This is a genomic window from Paenibacillus sp. J22R56 (genome assembly GCF_056269375.1).
This window is the reverse complement of the sequence record NZ_JBWDNV010000010.1, coordinates 21,435-39,984: the sequence shown is the minus strand read 5'-3', so window position 1 is coordinate 39,984 and position 18,550 is coordinate 21,435. Positions and strand designations below refer to the sequence as shown.

The following is an 18,550-nucleotide window of genomic DNA, read 5'->3' as shown; positions in this document are numbered from 1 at the left end:
TTGATGGTGCCAGGCATGAATGTTAGTGCCTGGCATCACCTTCAGATTCGCTTTTGAAAAGGAGGTCGAGCAATTGAAGAACCGTCATCCTCTCTTAGATTCACAGGTTGAACTCGTTATTTCCGGGAAGGCGGGGATAAGAGGGAAAATCATAGATTTTGGCCCCGATATTCTAGTACTCTATAATGGCGTTCAGTTTTTCTACATTCCGCTCATTCATATGCAGCAAATGAGAATGGTATATGACGAGGAAGCGAACTACAGCAGTACACCAGAGCTGCCCTTTGAACCCTATAATGATTCTATTTCATTCCGTAAAATCTTATTGAATTCCAAGGGAATGTTCTCTGAAATCTATATTACGGGCAACCAATCGATCCATGGATATGTGACAGCTGTCATGAATGATTTTTTCGTCTTCTATTCTCCCATTTATCATTCCGTCATGATCTCCATGCGTCATCTCAAGTATTTGGTCCCGTATAATGCTAATGTAACGCCATATTCTTTGTCTGCGGAACAATTCCCACTTAAGCCAACTCCATTAACCCTTGCCAGGACTTTCGATCAGCAGCTTCGCAAACATATGGGGCAATTTGTTGTACTCGATCTGGGGGAGAACCCAAGAAAGACAGGTGTTCTCAAAAATGTCGATCTCAACTTGCTCGAACTTGCGGATGCGAGCGGATCATCAGTATTTATCCATTACGATCATGTAAAAACGATTCATCTGCCTTAACAAATGAAGCCCTTTTTGATGGCAATCTGCCAATCTAAGGGCTTATTTATATGGAGAAAAATATGCATCACTTTCCTTGCTTAGGGGAATGCTGGAAGCGAAGGATGTGAATGTCTGTGCAGCTTGCTTCAAAACCTATCGGTTTATGGCCAATCGTTATGATGACTCTGCTAAGTGTTGGCCTTGTTAATCACGTTATTGTTGTTCCGATGCTGCTGGCTGAAGCCAAGAGAGACGCCTGGTTATGTATTCCGGTTGCGCTGATTATTGCCCTTCCGATCGCCGCTTTTCCTCTGCAGCGGGTCATGTTCAAGATGAACAGAGTGCGCTTTGATGAGTGGCTCAAACAACATATTCCGGCCTTTTTTGTATGGCTGATTCTTGCCATGATTAATCTTGCTTTGCTGTACGTTGCCTTTAGTACATTAGTTGACGTTGTATCCTGGACGTCAAATACATACTTGCCGGAGACCCCTCAAATTGTAGTTCTGTTTGTCTTTTGCTTTATATGCATGTTTGCAGCTATGAACGGACTGCGCACTATTGCTTATGTTTCTTGTATCTTACTCCCGATTGTTGTTGGATTAGGGGATTTTGTAATGTCGGCTAATATGCCTGTCAAGGACTACCGGTATTTGCTTCCGATGTTTGAGATGGGGTTCTCTCCTATATTAAATGGAGCTTTGCATTCACTAAGTGCCTTTATGGAGCTGTCCTTCTTGCTGCTCATCCAACATGAGATGACGAAGAGCTTTAAGAAATGGCATCTTATTCTTCTGACGATCATGCTTATGATGCTTACGATTGGTCCTACGATAGGTGCTATCACTTTGTTTGGACCTAACGAAGCCATCCTCATGCGTTACCCGGCTTATTCCCAGTGGCGGCTCGTGAAGATCGGCAAATATTTCGAGCATGTTGATTTCTTTGCAGTCTTTCAGTGGCTGTCAGGTGCTCTAATCCGGATCTCGCTGCCACTCTATCTGATTCAGATTTATGGTCCGTTCAAGAAGCTGAAGCATAAGTGGATCAGCATGCTTATAACGGTTCTTATCTTGGCGGTTGCGAGCTTTATCGTCCTAATGAAAATGAAGTGGTATATGATTCTGATGCATGCTTATTTCTCGGTTGCTTGGATCATATTCGGCATCCTTTTGCTGCTGCTGTGGGTGCTTTCATTCCGAAAAGCCAAGAGAACAGCAGAGCCGAGAGCTTAAGGGGGTTACAGCTATGAGTCACGAGTCGAATGAGCAAAATCGCAAATACGATCGTCTGGATATGCTTTATGATGAACTGTCTGGCTCCGGGGATGTCATCATTCAAACCATTGAGGTTGGTGAAGAACCAAAGCGGGTTTTTCGCATTCTGATGTGCAGCGGCATGGTAGATATGCAGACGGTATTTATCGCCTTATTGCCGCAGCTCGATAAGCTGGCTAAAAGTTTAAATGACAATATCGGTCAGCGAGAACATGACGGCGAAGGGCAAGACTTGGTCACCATGGGAAATAACCACACGAACAAAGAAAGGTATTCCTTTGGTGCACGCCTATCTCTGGATAATGAAAGGGAAGCCGCTCATTTCTTCTCCAACCTCTATTCGGGCAGTGTCATGGCTGTCGATGAAGCTACTCGGTCCGTTTATTCCTTTGATATCGCAAGTATACCAGGCCGTCAGCCGGAAGAATCCACAATGGAGCTTTCTGTTAAAGGGCCGAGGGATGGATTTGTAGAAGGGATATCCACGAATATTGCGCTTATCCGAAGGCGGCTTCGGACACCGGATCTTTATGTGGAATATTTGAACATCGGGACCGAATCGCAGACAGAGGTCTCTATGATGTTCATGAAAAGCAAAGCCAAAGCCTCCCTGGTCAAAGAAGCCAGGAAGAGGCTTCACGCCATTCATATCGAAGCGCTGTACAGCTCATCCGAGCTCGAAGAGCTGGTGTCGGACAGGCCGAACAGCCTGTTCCCGCTTGTTGATTATATTGGACGTCCTGACTATGTTGTTCAAGCGCTTATGCAAGGCAGAGTATGTTTATTGGTGGATGGTAATCCATCTGTCATTATTCTACCGGGCAATTTGACCCTTCTCATCAAATCGCCCGAGGATGCTCACCTGCCCTATTATTATGTGTCCCTTGAACGGCTGCTCCGCATAATCGGTTTTATTCTCGCTATATGTCTGCCCGGCTTTTGGGTTGCGTTGTCCGCATATAATACGGATCAAATTCCGTTCACTCTGCTGGCTACGGTAACCAATTCCCGGATCGGACTTCCGATATCCGCAACGATGGAAATGTTCCTTATGATGGGGATGTTCGAGTTGTTCCGAGAGGCAGGTGTCAGGCTGCCGAGGCCAGTCGGGCAGACGGTGTCCGTTGTAGGTGGTCTTATTATCGGGGATGCCGCCATCCGGGCAGGCATAACCTCTCCGACCATGCTCGTAGCAGCGGCTGTTGCAGCCGTCTCAACCTTTACGCTGGTAAATCAAACGTTAAGTGGTACAGTGAGCATTTTACGGTTTTTCGTGTTAATTCTCTCTTCGCTATTTGGGATATTTGGTTTCTTTGTTGCTGTGTTTATGATACTGATCTATATGTGTTCGCTCGAAACGTTTAATCAGAACTATATGCAGCCTCTTGCCCCAATCAAATGGAGGGAGCTCATAACGGGATTGCTGCAGAAGCCGTGGAAGGCCAGAGCCAAAGGTGAGAAACCATGACCGTTCATGCCAGGATGCGAAAATATATGAATTCTCTTAAAATCAGCCTGGTATTGAGCGCAATGCTAATAACCGGAGGTTGCTGGGATGAGGTAAATCTGCAGGATGTCAGTTATATTTCTGCAATTGGTGTTGATTATGTAGATGAACACTTTGTCGTGTATGCCCAGATGATTTCATTTGGCGTTATTGCCAAGCAGGAGGGGGCGCCGCCTCCAGGCAGCCCGATATGGGTAGGGAAGCATGAAGGGGATACTAATCTAGCTGCCATATTCAACCTGATGGATTCTTCTCAATACAAGCTGTCGCTTAATCATCTGAAATCGGTTGTAATCCACGAGCGTGCTTTCAGCGAAATACAGCAGATTATCGACAGCCTTAACCGTTTGAGTTCTACCAGATTCAATTCTCTTGTATTTGGAACCAAAACAGACATTAATGATTTATTTACGATGGATATGTTATTTAACAAAACACCGTTAACAACTCCGCTGTACGCACCGCACATCGAGAATAATCAGAACAGCTATGTTGTGCCGATGACGCTTCAGACGTTAGTACGTGGAGCTCTTGAGCCTGCTATGACGGTTAAGCTGCCTTCCCTTTCCCTCTTACCGGATGACTGGGAGAACAATAAAAAAAGGCTTAAATTTTTAACCATTGACGGAACGTTTCTATTTAATGAAAAGAAATCAGCCGGCTTTGTATCACGAGAGAAATCCAAAGGATTGACTTGGACAAGTGAAGGGTTCAAGCGGTCGCTCGTTCCGATTCGGATTGAAGATAAACGAGGTTCTGTTGTCATTGATTCGGCCAAATCAAAGGTTAAGGTTAACTGGGAAAACAATAAGCCCAAATTTGTATTAAAGACCAATCTGACGGGACATTTAATTGAAGCATCGAGTGATTTTTCAGATCAGGAGCTTAGGTCTCATGTGGAGCAGGTTGTAAAGGCTCAGATGGAAGACACCTATTTGAAGGGGTTAGCCATGAATGCTGATCTTTATGATTTGGAGCATGAGCTTTACCGTCATCACAATAAAGCGTGGAAGCGTCTGGTTCAAGAGGAATGGAAGCCAAGGCCTAAAGATTTGACCATCGAGGTGAAATGCCGGATTAAGAAGGAATCGGAGCTTCGCTCGAAATCAGAACTCCAATTGCGTACATAATCCATGGAATTTCCGCCCATAATACGTATGCTTCTATAAAATTGGCATGAAGGAGACGAGACATATGCTTCAAGCTCTAACCGCGAAGGAATTGGAATATATCGCGGATTCGCTATCCAATGAAGATTTGTTAATTAAGCAAAATGCCCTGCTTGCATCGCTTGCAATGAACCCACAGTTAAGACAAACAGGTGCCAGCGAATTGCAGACTCATCAGCATCATTATCAAATACTGATGCAGGCTTTGCAGCAGCACCAGCAAATGGCTCCTACACAACCGCAGCAGAACTAAAGACTAGGAGGAGTATAAACGATGTATCAACAACAACAGCATCATTTGCCCGATGAGGATTTGGCGTACACGGTATTATCCGATCTGAAGCGTGTCGTTCGTGAATATGCAACGGCAGCAACCGAATCGAGTTGCCCGGAAGTGCGTCAGATGTTTACTCAATTGCTGAACAGTACATTGAAGCTGCAAGGGAACCTTTTCACAACGATGCAATCAGCTAATATGTACAACACAGCATCGCCTGCTCTTCGCCAAGAAATCGACAAGCAGACGAAAGAATATCAGCAAACGCAGCAAAAAACATCACAATATTTACAGCAGCGTATGGGCGCAGCACAGCCATCGTTCCCGCAATACGGGCAATTTCAACAGCCGCAGCAACAGTCCCATCAGCCTTTCTACAGCTAAAGACCCTTCGGGGTCTTTCGTTTTTTTTCTTTGCAGGAACCATTAATTCGTTGTAAAATATTTTAATAACCGCAGTTTTGGAAGGAGTTTGACGATGAACGAACTACAGCTGAAAGTGCTGGAGCTGCTGAAGGAAGACGCGCGCCGTGATGCGGAGCTGATTGCCGCCATGCTGAATGAGCCTGTGGAGAGCGTCAAGCAAGCGATTGCATCCATGGAAGAAGAACATATCATCGTTAAATATGCGACAGTGGTGAACTGGAGCAAGGTTGATGACGAGAAGGTTACGGCATTAATCGAGGTTCAAATTACACCTGAGCGCGGGCGCGGCTTTGAAGGCATTGCTGAGCGCATTTACTTATATCCGGAAGTGAAGTCAGTCTATCTGATGTCCGGAGCTTATGATTTGCTAGTAGAAATCGAAGGCAAAAACTTGAAAGAGGTTGCCTCTTTCGTTTCCAATAAATTATCCCCAATCGACAAAGTGCTGTCGACGAAAACAAACTTTATTTTGAAAAAATACAAACAGGACGGAATTATCTTCGAGGAGCATGAAGGCGACCATCGATTGATGATTTCGCCGTAAAAGGATGATGGCTATGATTAAAGACGAGGTTACATCCAATCATCGCCAATCAATGGCAGAATATTTGTCACCTCTTGCGCGGAGTATTAAACCGTCAGGTATCCGGCGCTTTTTTGATTTGGTAAGTACCCGTAAAGATGTGATTACGCTTGGCGTCGGCGAGCCGGATTTCGTAACGCCATGGCATGTGCGTGATGCAGCTGTATATGCACTGGAGAAGGGCAAGACTCAATATACATCCAATGCAGGTATGCCGGAATTGCGTGAAGCAATTGGACAATATTTGAGTGATTCTTTTGCTGTATCCTATAATCCAGCTAATGAGATTTTGGTAACAGTCGGAGGCAGTGAAGCGATTGATCTGGCGCTTCGAGCATTGATTAGTCCTGGTGATGAGATTCTGATTCCTGAGCCATGCTATATTTCTTATTCTCCGATTACGACATTAAGCGGCGGCAAAGCAGTGGGTATTGAGACGTTCGCTAAAGATAATTTCAAGCTGAAGGCTGAGTCGCTGCAAGCGGTGATTACGCCAAAATCAAAAGTCCTTATTTTATGTTATCCAAGTAATCCAACCGGCGGCATTATGACGTATGAAGATTGGCTGCCGATTGCTAAGGTTGTTGAAGAGAATGACCTGATTGTGATCTCGGATGAGATTTATGCCGAGCTTACTTATGGCACAAAGCATGTGAGCTTTGCTGCAATGCCAGGCATGAAAGACCGGACGCTGCTTGTGAGCGGCTTCTCCAAAGCTTTCGCGATGACTGGCTGGCGCATGGGCTACGCTTGTGGCCATCAGGATCTAATTGGCGCGATGCTGAAGATTCATCAATATACGGTTATGTGTGCTCCTATTATGGCACAGTATGCGGCTCTTGAAGCGTTAACGCCGCATGGGCTGGAAGAAAAGGATCGGATGATGGAAGCTTATAACCAGCGGAGACGTCTGGTTGTCAAAGGCTTCCGGCAGATTGGTCTTGAATGTCATGAGCCTGAAGGTGCGTTCTATGCCTTCCCGTCAATTACGTCGACAGGACTTACTTCCGAGCAATTCGCTCAGCGTCTGCTGGAGGAGGGCAATGTTGCTGCCGTTCCAGGGGATGTGTTTGGACTCGGCGGAGAAGGACATTTGCGTTGTTCTTATGCGACTTCCGTTGCTCAATTGACTGAGGCGCTTGACCGAATCGGACATTTTGTTCATAAGCTTAAGCAGGGCTGATACGTGAACATCGATAAGCAGGCAGGGCGCGGCCCTTGCCTGTTTTTTTATGGCCTCAAAGCTTCGAAGGCAAGTTAATTTATGGTATAGTGTAGGGAAATTCCCCCTAGATGAAAGGGCTGATCAGCTATGAAAATATATACACGTACAGGAGATAAAGGACAGACCTCCCTTATTGGCGGGCGCGTAAGCAAGGATGATATCCGGGTAGAAGCTTACGGTACAATCGATGAGCTGAATGCATTCGTTGGGCAGGCAGCAGCGGAAGCAGCAAAGCACGCTGAACTAAAAGACATGGCTGAGCTGCTCGTTGATATTATGCAGGAGCTGTTCGACTGCGGGTCGGATTTGGCGTATGCGAGCCCGGGAGCACCGCTCAAAATGACGGATGAACCTGCGGCAAGACTGGAAGCGACGATTGATCAATATACAGAGGAAGCTCCGGAAATTACGAAATTTATTTTGCCGGGAGGAAGCCCTGTGTCGGCCTTGCTGCATGTATGCCGGACCGTATGCCGCCGTGCCGAACGTCGTGTTGTGACGCTTGCATCCGAGCATCCTGCTAATCCGGAAGTACAGAAATATTTGAACCGGTTATCGGATTTCTTCTTCGCTGCGGCTAGAGCTGCTAATGCGAAGCTTGGCGTACCAGATACGGAATATGTACGGAGTGCGAATGTGTTCCGCAAGTCGTCGAAATGATGATAGAAGATATTGCAGGCTACTATAAACCGCTGGTCGTAGAGGTCGGAGAGGCGATGGCAGGGAAGGATGTACGTACAGTGCTTGAGCGTAAGCTTGGCGTGTCACGTACGCTTCTCTCGAAGCTTAAGCTCACTGAGTTTGGCATTACCATAAATGGAGTGCGGGCCTATACAACAGCGAAGGTCGCAGCAGGAGACCTTGTTGCGATTCGAATGGAAGAGGAAACCTCGGATGATATTATGCCGCAGGAGATGCCGCTGCGTATTGTGTTCGAGGATGAATATTTATTAATCGTTAATAAGCCGGCGGGTATTGTGGTTCATCCCACACACGGGCATTACACCGGCACACTTGCAAATGGGATCGTACAGCATTGGCAGGCTCGCGGCGAGAAGGTAAGGTTTCGGCCGGTGCACCGGCTTGATGAAGATACATCAGGTCTTGTAGCGATTGCGAAAAATCCATACATCCATCAGCAACTGTCAGAACAGCTTCAAGCGGGAACAATTATGAAACTATACTGCGCGTATGTGTACGGAAGTCCAGATCCGGCAGTTGGTACGGTTGATGCTCCAATTGACAGGGATCCGGATGAACCGCATGTCCGTATTGTAACGCCGGAAGGATATCCTTCTGTAACGCATTATAAGACGGCGTTGGTGTTTGGCGAAGATGCGGCGGCGAAGGTACGCCTTAAGCTTGAGACAGGACGGACACATCAGATCCGAGTTCATATGAAGCATATCGGGTGTCCGCTTATTGGCGATCAAATGTACGGACCAAAGACTAGTGGGAATCAGCTCTGGGAGAACACGGCTGGCCGGCAGGCACTCCATGCGGAGACACTGGGACTGACTCATCCGATGACGAAGCAATGGATGGAGTGGACGGCAGATTTGCCGCCGGAGTTTGTTGCGTTAGAACAGGTTCTTAATGAAGCTTGAAAAGCTTTAAGCAGCATATAGGAGGTAGAATTAATACAGATGAGCAAGCTGACAATTTATCAATATCCGAAATGTGGTACATGCCGTACAGCAGTTAAATCGCTGCAGGCGAAAGGTAATGAGCTTGAACTGAAACATATCGTAGAGGAAACGCCAACGGCTGCTGAATTAAAAGTGCTGGTGAAGAACAGCGGACTTGAGCTGAAAAAGTTCTTCAACACATCGGGTGATGTGTACAAATCACTTGGGCTGAAGGACAAGCTTGGCGCGATGAGTGAAGAAGAGCAGCTGGAGCTGCTAGCTTCAAGCGGTATGCTTATAAAGCGGCCAATCGTGACAGATGGCAAAAAAGTGACGGTTGGCTATAAGGAAGAACAATACGAGCAAGTATGGAATGGGTGAGCGCATGAAAAAATCGTGGCGTTCTGATCGTTTGTCACAGCTTGGTTCGTCTATCTTTGCCGAGGTCGCAGAGTGGAGAAAGCAAGCGGCCGGCAATGGCAGGGACATTATTAATCTTGGCATCGGCAGCCCGGATAAGCCGCCTACGGAGGCGGTAAGAAAAGCGCTTAGCGAAGCGGCACTCCGTACAGATGCGTACTCCTATCCTGGAACGCATGGCAGTGCAGCTTTCCGGGGTCAGGCGGCTGCATGGATGGATTATCGTTTTGGAGTAAAGCTTGATCCTGATCACGAGCTTGTTTCCTTGATGGGATCGCAGGATGGATTATCTCATCTAGCGATGTCACTATGTAATCCGGGAGATGTTGTAATTGTCCCTAACCCTGGTTATCCCATCTATACGGCTGCATTAGCATTAGCTGGTGTAGAGCCGTATTTGCTGCCGCTTAAGGAAGAAAATCAGTTCCTTCCGGATCTGGATTCAGTACCGGATGATGTGTGGCAGCGTGCAAAATTTATTTTACTGAACTATCCGGGTAATCCGGTATCGGCAGTTGTTGATTTGGCGTTCTTCGAACGTTTGCTGGCGAAGGCCAAAGAATACGGCGTACTGGTCGTGCATGATGCCGCGTATTCGGAGATGGCCTTCGACGGACATGAGCCGCCAAGTATCCTTGCCGTACCAGGTGCTCTTGAAGGGGCAGTGGAATTCCACTCCTTGTCCAAAAGCTTCAATATGGCTGGCTGTCGGATCGGCTTTCTCGCAGGCAACCGAGAAGCAGTTGGAGCGCTGCGTGAGTTGAAAGAAAATATCGATTATGGCGTATTTGGCGCTGTGCAGGAAGCGGGCGTCATCGCTTTGCAGGAAGCCATGTCTGCTTCTGCGCCGCCTAAAGCCGGCGTATTATATGAGAAGCGGCGGGATTCTTTTATCGAGGCATTAGCCGCAGCCGGCTGGATTGTCGAGAAGCCAAAAGCGACAATGTTCATTTGGGCGAAGCTGCCGAAACGCAGCAGCGGAGAGGCGTGGACTTCACGTGCTTTTGCTCAAGAGCTTCTGGGGCAAACAGGCGTAGTCGTTATTCCAGGCGAGGCGTTTGGGAGCGAAGGCGAAGGTTTTGTGCGAATTGCTTTGGTCGAAGACGAAGCAAGGTTGCTTGTGGCTGCTAGGCGCATAGGTGAGTTTTTGAAAAACTAGGGATTGCGATGCCGCACTGCGCAAGCCAATACTCTTCCGATCGCCATTGTCCCCGAATTTCTTCATTATAATCCGCTTTAGCGGATGAAATTCGAGGACAAAAGCGAACTCTACGCTTCTACAGAGTATTGGCTTGCTTCGCTTCGTCCAGCAATTCTTAATGGAATAGTGGTTCATTACTTAATTCCCGAGTAATGGAATTTTTTCATATGTCATCACTCGGAATATTAGTGATGGATCTTTAATAGTTTGTCATCACTCGGGAATTGAGTGATGGTATAAAGCCCCATGCCAGGACAGGGTTTGCGTTCATCTTAATGCAAGGCAGCGGCATGGCATTAGTGGCGTGAGAGCGAGGAACGGAGCGAGTGAGTGTTCTGGCTTAAGTGAATGTTCTTGAGAAGCGGAGCGCTCGCCTTTGTGTCCGGATTGGGACCATGGTCCAATTGTTCAAGGAATCCGGACACAACAGTGATCGAAAGAATATTCACTTATGTAGTGACCTATCTCGTAAATGCCAGAACATTCACTTGCGCAGTGACCACAGCGAGCGACCGCAGCCACTAAGCGATAATGCCAGCTTTTGCATTACAATGAACACCAAAACTACTGTACAATAAAGTTATATTATGTGTAGAGGATGTCTTCTTAATATGAATGAAAATAAAATACTGATTGTCGACGGGATGGCTTTGTTGTTCAGAGCTTATTTCGCGCAGCAATACAGCGCTAGACGGTTGGCTGATGGTACGCCAACGAACGCGATTTATGGCTTTTTACAATACTTATTTGACGCCGTGAACCAGTTCCAGCCTACCCATGTAGCTTGTTGCTGGGATATGGGAAGCAAGACGTTCCGTACCGAGATGTATACAAACTACAAAGCAAATCGTCCGGAAGCTCCGGAAGATTTGATCCCACAATTTTCGCTCGTCAAAGATATCGTTGCCGCACTCAACATTCCGAACATCGGAATTGAAGGCTATGAGGCAGACGACTGTATCGGTACCGTTTCGAAGCAGCTTAGCCAAATGGCGCATGTCTACATTTTGACCGGTGACCATGATATGCTGCAGCTTGTAGAGGAACGTATTCATGTGGTCATTATGAAAAAAGGCAGAGGTAATTATGCAGTCTACGATCTAGGTTTCCTTAAAGAAGAGAAAGGTATCCATCCTTTCCAAGTGATCGAGATGAAAGGCCTGACAGGCGATACAAGCGATAATTATCCAGGCGTCAAAGGCATAGGTGAAAAAACAGCGCTGAAGCTGCTTCAGGAATTTGAATCGATTGACGGCATTCTAAGTAATCTGGACTCTTTATCCAAAAGTATTAAAGCGAAGATTGAAGCAGATTTGGATATGCTGCATCTATCTCGCACACTTGCACGAATCAATATTGAAGTGCCCGTTGCATGCAGCCTAGAGGAATGCGTATGGAGCGTTCCAGCTGAAGCGGAAGTTGTATTTGAAAAATATCGTTTGGCCTCATTGTTAAAATTGATTGGTTAACCTTAATTAAAAGAGCAAACCTGTGTCTTTCAACAAAGATACTGGTTTGCTCTTTTTTAGTGCGAAAGAACTGGAAAAAGTGAGTCAAAACGTATATTTTTATGCTATAATCTACTAAAAAATAGAAAAAAGGAGGGTAATTAAGGAAGATAGATTAGATTGATAGAGTTAAATGATGTTAACCCAGGTACATACATGAGTAGAGAGGAATGTCGTCAATGAGATGGATTAGGCAAAATGTGCTGCTCAGCACTATTATGTTCTTTTGTGTTTTTAGTGTGGCGGGATTAATGACAACAACGAATATTGCGGAGGCAAGTGTGTCTTATGGCTCAAGTCAATTCGGTGCTTTGAATACATCTGGAACTAGTATTTCAGATGGGAAGTTTACTTTTACTGGATCCTCTAATGGAATCACTACGGTTTCTGCAGATCAATACGGAATCTATAATGGAGTTATAACACCACCTTCCATGAGAACGGGCACTGGGAACACAGGGACAATAAATATTACTCCATCTACTGCAGGAAATGCCTTTTGGATTGAGACAATTACTGTAAGTGTTTTCTCGGGATATACGGGGACCTTCAGTATATCGTTTGATAATTCACCAACTCCTGTCGTATCAAATGCAACAGTCGACAGCAGTCATAATTCTCTCAACAATGGGGAGTTGTACTTTCAGACTTTTACCTTTACCCCTCAGGAAGTGAGTGCCATACATATATCCATTACTTCACCTATGGAAGAAGTCGGCCTCGTAACCTCTTTAGCAGGCTTCACCGTTGGTGAAGATCCTTACCCTATCACACCTTCTCTTTCGAATGTCGGAAGCAGCGCAATTACAAAAACAACCGCAACGATTAGTTCAACAAGCAATAAGAACTCGACCTTATATTATGTCGTAACACAAAGCGCGACAGCGCCAACCACAACGCAAATCATGGCGGGCCAAAATAACACCGGTACTGCAGCGGTCAGCTCAAGTAATTCAGTGGTATCCGCTAATGCGGCAAAAAGTTTTAACTTAACTAGTCTGACAGCAGGAACGCAATATTATTATTATTTTGTAGCAAAGGATAGTCGAAATAATAACTTGAGCAGTGTAGGCAATGGTACTTTTACCACCCAAATGGACCCGGCTGCAGCACCTGCTGCAACGCCAATAAGCGGCACTGTTGTAGCGAATAACAGCACTGTAACGCTCAGTTCGGCAACTTCAGGAGCAACCATTTACTATACGAACAATGGCTCGACACCAACAACTAGCAGTACCAGCGGCTCCAGTGTAACGATAACAGGTACACCTGGCGCAACTGTAACGGTGAAGGCGATAGCCGCAAAAGCCGGTTATTTGGATAGTACGGTGTCCACGTTTACGTACACCATACTAAATACTGCTCCAACTGCGATAGCGGGAAGCGCCACCTTTAATGAGGATACCTCGTACATAGGCTCACTTAGCGGAACAGATCCTGAGGGCACATCACTGACCTATACAAAAGCAGCAAACCCGGCACATGGCACCGTTTCGGTTAACCCAGCAACAGGTTCCTATACCTACACACCTGATGCCAACTATAACGGTTCGGACAGCTTCACCTTCACGGTGAGTGATGGTTCATTAACCTCATCAGCAGCGACGGTTAGCCTTACTATTACAGCAGTCAATGATACACCAACTGCAACTAGTGGCAGCGATACAACTAATGAAGATGTAGTGCTAAGTGGTACACTAAGCGGAACAGACCCTGACACGGGAACAATATTGAGCTTTACGAAAGCAACAGACCCCGTGCATGGTACCGTTACGATTAATGCAACAACAGGAGCATACACCTATACGCCAGCCGCTAATTATTACGGCACAGACAGCTTCACTTTTACGGTAAGCGACGGAACTTTAACTTCAGCTGCAGCAACGATCAGCATTACGATAACAGCGGTTAATGATATGCCAACCGCAACGGCAGGCAACGGAACGACAGATGAAGATGTAGCGCTGAACGGTACATTAACAGGCACAGATATTGAATCAGGCACACTGACATTTGCTAAAGCGACGGACCCTGTACATGGTACGGTGTCGATTAATGCGACAACAGGCGCTTATATTTATACACCAGCTGCTAATTATTATGGTCCAGACAGCTTTACCTTTACGGTGAGTGATGGGACTGCTGCATCGGCGGCGGCGGCGATCAGCATTACGGTGACAGCTGTGAGCGATGTTCCAACGGCAACGGCGGACAGCGTTACAACAGATGAGGATGTAACCTTGAACGGTACACTAAGCGGAACAGACCCTGACGAGGGAACAATTTTGACCTATGCAAAAGGATCGAATCCAACACATGGAACCCTAACAATTAACCCGACAACAGGAGCATTCACGTACACCCCAGCCGCTAACTATAACGGCCTGGACAGCTTTACTTTTACGGTAAACGATGGCGCCTTAACATCTGCAGCAGCAACCGTCAGCATTACAGTAACAGCGGTTAATGATGTACCAATGGCAACGGCAGGCAGTGGTACAACAGATGAAGATGTCGCGCTGAACGGTACATTAGCAGGCATAGATATTGAAGCCGGTACACTGACATTTGCTAAAGCAACGGACCCTGTACATGGCACGTTGTCGATTAATGCGACAACAGGAGCATACACCTATACGCCAGCCGTTAATTTTAATGGTCCGGACAGCTTTACTTTTAAGGTGAGTGATGGAACAAATACATCGGCAGCAGCAAAAATCACCGTTACGGTAACAGCAGTGAATGATGCTCCAACGGCAACGGCGGACAGCGTTACAACGGAAGAGGATGCAGCGCTGAACAGTATACTAAGTGGAACAGACCCTGATGCAGGTACAACATTGACTTTTGCTAAAGTGACAGACCCCGCACACGGTACCTTATCCATTAACACAACAACAGGAGCCTACATGTACACCCCAGTTGCTAACTACAACGGATCAGACAGCTTTACCTTTACGGTAAATGATGGCAGCTCAACATCGGCTGCGGCGACAATCAGCTTAACTGTAACGGCAGTGAATGACGCTCCAACAGCAACTGCTGGAAGCGTTACAACGAGTGAAGATACTGACCTGAGCGGCACCTTAAGCGGAACGGATCTGGATTCGGGCACCCTGACCTATGCGAAAGCAAGTGATCCCGCGCATGGCACGATTTCCATTAATGCGACAACAGGGGCTTACACATATTCACCAAATACTAACTACAATGGTTCAGACAGCTTTACTTTTACAGTAAGCGACGGTGTTGCAACATCGGCAGCAGCCACGATCACCATCACGGTGACAGCAGTTAATGATGCGCCAACGGCAACAGCAGACAGCGTTACGATTAATGAGGATGCAGAGCTGAACGACACACTTAGCGGAACAGACCCAGACGCAGGAACAATATTGACCTTTGCAAAAGCAATAGAGCCCGCACACGGTACGTTAACGATTAACGCAACAACAGGAGCCTACACGTACACGCCTGCCGCTGACTATAACGGATCAGATAGCTTCACTTTTAAGGTGAATGATGGCACATCATTCTCAGCAGCAGCAACAGTTAGTATTACAGTTTCAGCAGTGAATGACGCACCAACCGCAACGGCAGGCAGCGGTACAACCAATGAAGATACCGAGCTGAAAGGCAATCTCAGCGGTACAGATATCGACACGGGCACAACACTCACCTATGCGAAAGCAACAGATCCAGCCCACGGCATTGTATCGATTAATGCGACAACAGGAGCCTACACGTATACGCCGAGTGAAAACTATAATGGTTCGGACAGCTTCACCTTTACGGTGAATGACGGATCGTTAACATCGGCAGCAGCGACAATCACAATAACGGTAACAGCAGTGAATGATGCTCCAACGGCAACGGTTGGCAGCGGTACGACCGATGAAGATACGGAACTGAACGGTACACTTAGCGGAACAGACCCAGACGCAGGAACAACATTGACCTTTGCAAAAGCAACAGACCCCGCACACGGTACATTATCCATTAACACAACAACAGGAGCATACACCTATACGCCAGCCGCTAACTATAACGGCATAGACAGCTTCACTTTTACGGTGAATGACGGCACATCAACTTCAGCAGCGACAACAATTAGTATTACAGTAACAGCAGTTAATGACGCGCCAACCGCAACGGCAGGCAGCGGGACGACCAATGAAGATACAGAACTGAACGGAACACTCAGCGGTACAGATATCGACACGGGCACAACACTCACCTATGCGAAAGCAACAGATCCAGCCCACGGCATTGTATCAATTAATGCGACAACAGGAGCCTACACGTATACGCCAAGTGAAAATTATAATGGTCCGGACAGCTTCACCTTTACGGTGAATGATGGATCGTTAACATCGGCAGCAGCGACAATCACAATAACGGTAACAGCAGTGAATGATGCTCCAACGGCAACGGTTGGCAGCGGTACGACCGATGAAGATACGGAACTGAACGGTACACTTAGCGGAACAGACCCAGACGCAGGAACAACATTGACCTTTGCAAAAGCAATAGACCCCGAACACGGTACATTAACCATTAACGCAACAACAGGAGAATACACGTACACGCCTGCCGCTGACTATAACGGATCAGACAGCTTCACTTTTACGGTGAATGATGGCACATCAACATCAGCAGCAGCAACAGTCAGTATTACAGTAACAGCGGTTAATGACGCGCCAACCGCAACGGCAGGCAGTGGGACGACCAATGAAGATACGGAACTGAACGGAACACTTAGCGGTTCGGATATCGACACAGGTACAACGCTGAGTTATGCAAAAGCAACAGATCCTGCACATGGTACCTTAACCATCGACGCAGCGACAGGAGCCTATACGTATACGCCGAGTGAAAACTATAATGGTTCGGACAGCTTCACCTTTACGGTGAATGATGGATCGGTAGCATCGGCAGCAGCAACAGTAACAATAACGGTAACAGCAGTTAACGATGCGCCGACAGCAACACCAGTCAGCGTAACGACGAACGAGGGCAAGACACTGAACGGGACATTAAGTGGTGTGGACATTGATGAAGGTACAACGCTGACCTATGCGAAGGCCACGGATCCTGCACATGGTACACTTACGATCGATGCAGCAACAGGTGCATATACTTACAAACCATCCTCGAATTACAGCGGTGCAGACAGCTTTACCTTTACCGTGAATGACGGAACAGCTGTCTCCGCCGAAGCAACAGTTAACATCACAGTGAAGCCTGTTAGTCATAATAGCGGCGGGCAGACGAATGTCGTGTATGTAGAGGTGCTTATCAACGGCAAATTGGAGAAGATCGGGACAGCAACAACGACAACAGTAAATGGTCAAACCGTGACTAAAATTACTGTAGATCAGAAGCTGCTAGAGGAAAAGCTTGCTGCAGAAGGCAAAGGCGCAGTTGTGACCATCTTCGTCAAGTCCGATTCGGATATTCTGATTGGCGAATTAAACGGTTTAATGATTAAGCTGATGGTCGACAAGCAAGCCATTCTTAAAGTTCAAACGGAGCAGGCAACGTATACCCTTCCTTCCAAGCTTATTAATCTAGATGCTTTGCTCAAGCAGTATGGAGGCAAGCTGGAGGATATCGTTGTCCAGATCAAAATCGCGAAGTCAAATGCAGACATGGTGAAGGTAGCCGAGAAGGCTGCAAAGAAAGGCAAGTTTACTCTTATGACTTCGCCGTTGGAATTCTCGGTATCGATAACTATAGGTGGTAAAACGATCGATATAACAAAGTTCAGTACGTATGTTAAACGTTCAATCTTGCTTCCGGATGGTATTGATAAGAAGAAATTCACAACCGGAATCGTCATCGATCCTGATGGGAAGGTTCGGCATGTCCCAACTAAATTCGAACAGATTGACGGTAAATACTATGCTGTAATCAGCAGCGTGACGAACAGCATGTATGCGGTTGTCTATTACCCAGCAGAATTTAATGATGTTCAGAAACATTGGGCGAAAGCTGCAGTGAACAATATGGGATCACGTATGGTCATTCAAGGAACTGGAGAAGGGATTTTTGAGCCGGACCGGGCGATAACACGTGCTGAGTTCGCTGCAATTATCGTTCGTGGATTAGGGCTGAGGCTCGAGGATGGCAGTACTGTATTTTCTGATATTAATTCTTCGGATTGGTATAACAGCGCGATTCTGACCGCTTACTCTTATCATCTGATTAACGGTTATTCTGATGGGACATTCCGTCCTAATGATAAGATTACACGGGAAGAAGCCATGGTGATTATTTCCAAAGCAATGGTTATTACCGGGCTGAAGGATGCACTTTCAACTCTATCAAAAGAAGATATTCTTAAGCCTTTTAAGGATGCTAGCGAAGCATCGAAATGGGCACAAGATGGTATTGTCGATTGCATCCAGTCTGGGGTTGTTTCAGGTCGAAGCAGTACACTGCTGGCGCCAAAAGCGAATATTACAAGGGCAGAGGTTGCTGCTATTATAGAGCGTCTGCTGCAAAAGTCCGATTTGATTTAGATTTACCTTTTTTGCGGCCGTCATTCTCCAATGGAGAGGGACGGCTTTTCTTTTTCGATCTTATCATACATTAATTGACAATAT

The 18,550-nt window shown here is 46.5% G+C and carries 14 protein-coding genes; all 14 read left to right on the top strand.

Features of this window, described 5'->3' with window-relative positions; translation table 11 throughout:
- The first annotated feature begins 73 nt into the window (after positions 1 to 73).
- The 14 genes from AC0YNT_RS23065 to AC0YNT_RS23000 all read left to right on the top strand — a co-directional run bounded on the left by AC0YNT_RS23065 (position 74) and on the right by AC0YNT_RS23000 (position 18,466).
- Positions 74 to 739 carry a DUF2642 domain-containing protein gene (locus AC0YNT_RS23065; protein ID WP_167282311.1) on the top strand — a complete coding sequence of 222 codons (666 nt, stop codon included), beginning with the start codon at positions 74 to 76 and terminating at the stop codon, positions 737 to 739.
- A 116-nt stretch (positions 740 to 855) separates the two neighbouring features.
- The gene (locus AC0YNT_RS23060; protein WP_475806721.1) at positions 856 to 1,956 is read left to right on the top strand and encodes an endospore germination permease; all 1,101 of its coding nucleotides are present in this window, start codon (positions 856 to 858) and stop codon (positions 1,954 to 1,956) included.
- 13 nt (positions 1,957 to 1,969) lie between these two features.
- Complete coding sequence (locus AC0YNT_RS23055) at positions 1,970 to 3,466, top strand: spore germination protein (RefSeq protein WP_475806720.1); 1,497 nt, start codon at positions 1,970 to 1,972, stop codon at positions 3,464 to 3,466.
- A 26-nt stretch (positions 3,467 to 3,492) separates the two neighbouring features.
- On the top strand, positions 3,493 to 4,635 hold the full coding sequence (locus AC0YNT_RS23050) for a Ger(x)C family spore germination protein (RefSeq protein WP_475806719.1): 1,143 nt from the start codon (positions 3,493 to 3,495) through the stop codon (positions 4,633 to 4,635).
- Between the two features lie 64 nt (positions 4,636 to 4,699).
- A complete protein-coding gene (locus AC0YNT_RS23045) occupies positions 4,700 to 4,927 on the top strand; it encodes a hypothetical protein (RefSeq protein ID WP_475806718.1) in 228 nt (75 codons plus the stop codon).
- Positions 4,928 to 4,948: 21 nt separating this feature from the next.
- A complete protein-coding gene (locus AC0YNT_RS23040; protein WP_475806717.1) occupies positions 4,949 to 5,335 on the top strand; it encodes a spore coat protein in 387 nt (128 codons plus the stop codon).
- Positions 5,336 to 5,429: 94 nt separating this feature from the next.
- Positions 5,430 to 5,921, top strand: coding sequence for an Lrp/AsnC family transcriptional regulator (locus AC0YNT_RS23035; protein ID WP_167282323.1), 492 nt, complete (start codon positions 5,430 to 5,432; stop codon positions 5,919 to 5,921).
- Positions 5,922 to 5,934: 13 nt separating this feature from the next.
- Complete coding sequence (locus AC0YNT_RS23030; RefSeq protein WP_475806716.1) at positions 5,935 to 7,143, top strand: aminotransferase class I/II-fold pyridoxal phosphate-dependent enzyme; 1,209 nt, start codon at positions 5,935 to 5,937, stop codon at positions 7,141 to 7,143.
- Positions 7,144 to 7,272: 129 nt separating this feature from the next.
- The gene (locus AC0YNT_RS23025; RefSeq protein WP_475806715.1) at positions 7,273 to 7,845 is read left to right on the top strand and encodes a cob(I)yrinic acid a,c-diamide adenosyltransferase; all 573 of its coding nucleotides are present in this window, start codon (positions 7,273 to 7,275) and stop codon (positions 7,843 to 7,845) included.
- A complete protein-coding gene (locus tag AC0YNT_RS23020) occupies positions 7,842 to 8,792 on the top strand; it encodes an RluA family pseudouridine synthase (RefSeq protein WP_475806714.1) in 951 nt (316 codons plus the stop codon). The genes AC0YNT_RS23025 and AC0YNT_RS23020 overlap by 4 nt, the downstream gene beginning before the upstream one ends.
- 39 nt (positions 8,793 to 8,831) lie before the next feature.
- Positions 8,832 to 9,194 carry an arsenate reductase family protein gene (locus tag AC0YNT_RS23015; protein ID WP_167282331.1) on the top strand — a complete coding sequence of 121 codons (363 nt, stop codon included), beginning with the start codon at positions 8,832 to 8,834 and terminating at the stop codon, positions 9,192 to 9,194.
- Between the two features lie 4 nt (positions 9,195 to 9,198).
- Positions 9,199 to 10,392 carry an aminotransferase class I/II-fold pyridoxal phosphate-dependent enzyme gene (locus AC0YNT_RS23010; protein ID WP_475806713.1) on the top strand — a complete coding sequence of 398 codons (1,194 nt, stop codon included), beginning with the start codon at positions 9,199 to 9,201 and terminating at the stop codon, positions 10,390 to 10,392.
- Positions 10,393 to 11,045: 653 nt separating this feature from the next.
- Positions 11,046 to 11,903, top strand: coding sequence for a 5'-3' exonuclease (locus AC0YNT_RS23005; protein WP_475806712.1), 858 nt, complete (start codon positions 11,046 to 11,048; stop codon positions 11,901 to 11,903).
- A gap of 218 nt (positions 11,904 to 12,121) precedes the next feature.
- Positions 12,122 to 18,466: a tandem-95 repeat protein gene (locus AC0YNT_RS23000; RefSeq protein WP_475806711.1), complete on the top strand. Its 6,345-nt coding sequence runs from the start codon at positions 12,122 to 12,124 to the stop codon at positions 18,464 to 18,466.
- Positions 18,467 to 18,550 lie beyond the last annotated feature (84 nt).

Excerpts from the sequence above, each read along its gene's own strand:
- AC0YNT_RS23055 (WP_475806720.1), top strand. The coding sequence starts at position 1,970 with ATGAGTCACGAGTCGAATGAGCAAAATCGCAAATACGATCGTCTGGAT.
- AC0YNT_RS23050 (WP_475806719.1), top strand. The coding sequence starts at position 3,493 with ATGAATTCTCTTAAAATCAGCCTGGTATTGAGCGCAATGCTAATAACC.
- AC0YNT_RS23045 (WP_475806718.1), top strand. The coding sequence starts at position 4,700 with ATGCTTCAAGCTCTAACCGCGAAGGAATTGGAATATATCGCGGATTCG.
- AC0YNT_RS23040 (WP_475806717.1), top strand. The coding sequence starts at position 4,949 with ATGTATCAACAACAACAGCATCATTTGCCCGATGAGGATTTGGCGTAC.
- AC0YNT_RS23035 (WP_167282323.1), top strand. The coding sequence starts at position 5,430 with ATGAACGAACTACAGCTGAAAGTGCTGGAGCTGCTGAAGGAAGACGCG.
- AC0YNT_RS23030 (WP_475806716.1), top strand. The coding sequence starts at position 5,935 with ATGATTAAAGACGAGGTTACATCCAATCATCGCCAATCAATGGCAGAA.
- AC0YNT_RS23025 (WP_475806715.1), top strand. The coding sequence starts at position 7,273 with ATGAAAATATATACACGTACAGGAGATAAAGGACAGACCTCCCTTATT.
- AC0YNT_RS23020 (WP_475806714.1), top strand. The coding sequence starts at position 7,842 with ATGATGATAGAAGATATTGCAGGCTACTATAAACCGCTGGTCGTAGAG.
- AC0YNT_RS23015 (WP_167282331.1), top strand. The coding sequence starts at position 8,832 with ATGAGCAAGCTGACAATTTATCAATATCCGAAATGTGGTACATGCCGT.
- AC0YNT_RS23010 (WP_475806713.1), top strand. The coding sequence starts at position 9,199 with ATGAAAAAATCGTGGCGTTCTGATCGTTTGTCACAGCTTGGTTCGTCT.
- AC0YNT_RS23005 (WP_475806712.1), top strand. The coding sequence starts at position 11,046 with ATGAATGAAAATAAAATACTGATTGTCGACGGGATGGCTTTGTTGTTC.
- AC0YNT_RS23000 (WP_475806711.1), top strand. The coding sequence starts at position 12,122 with ATGAGATGGATTAGGCAAAATGTGCTGCTCAGCACTATTATGTTCTTT.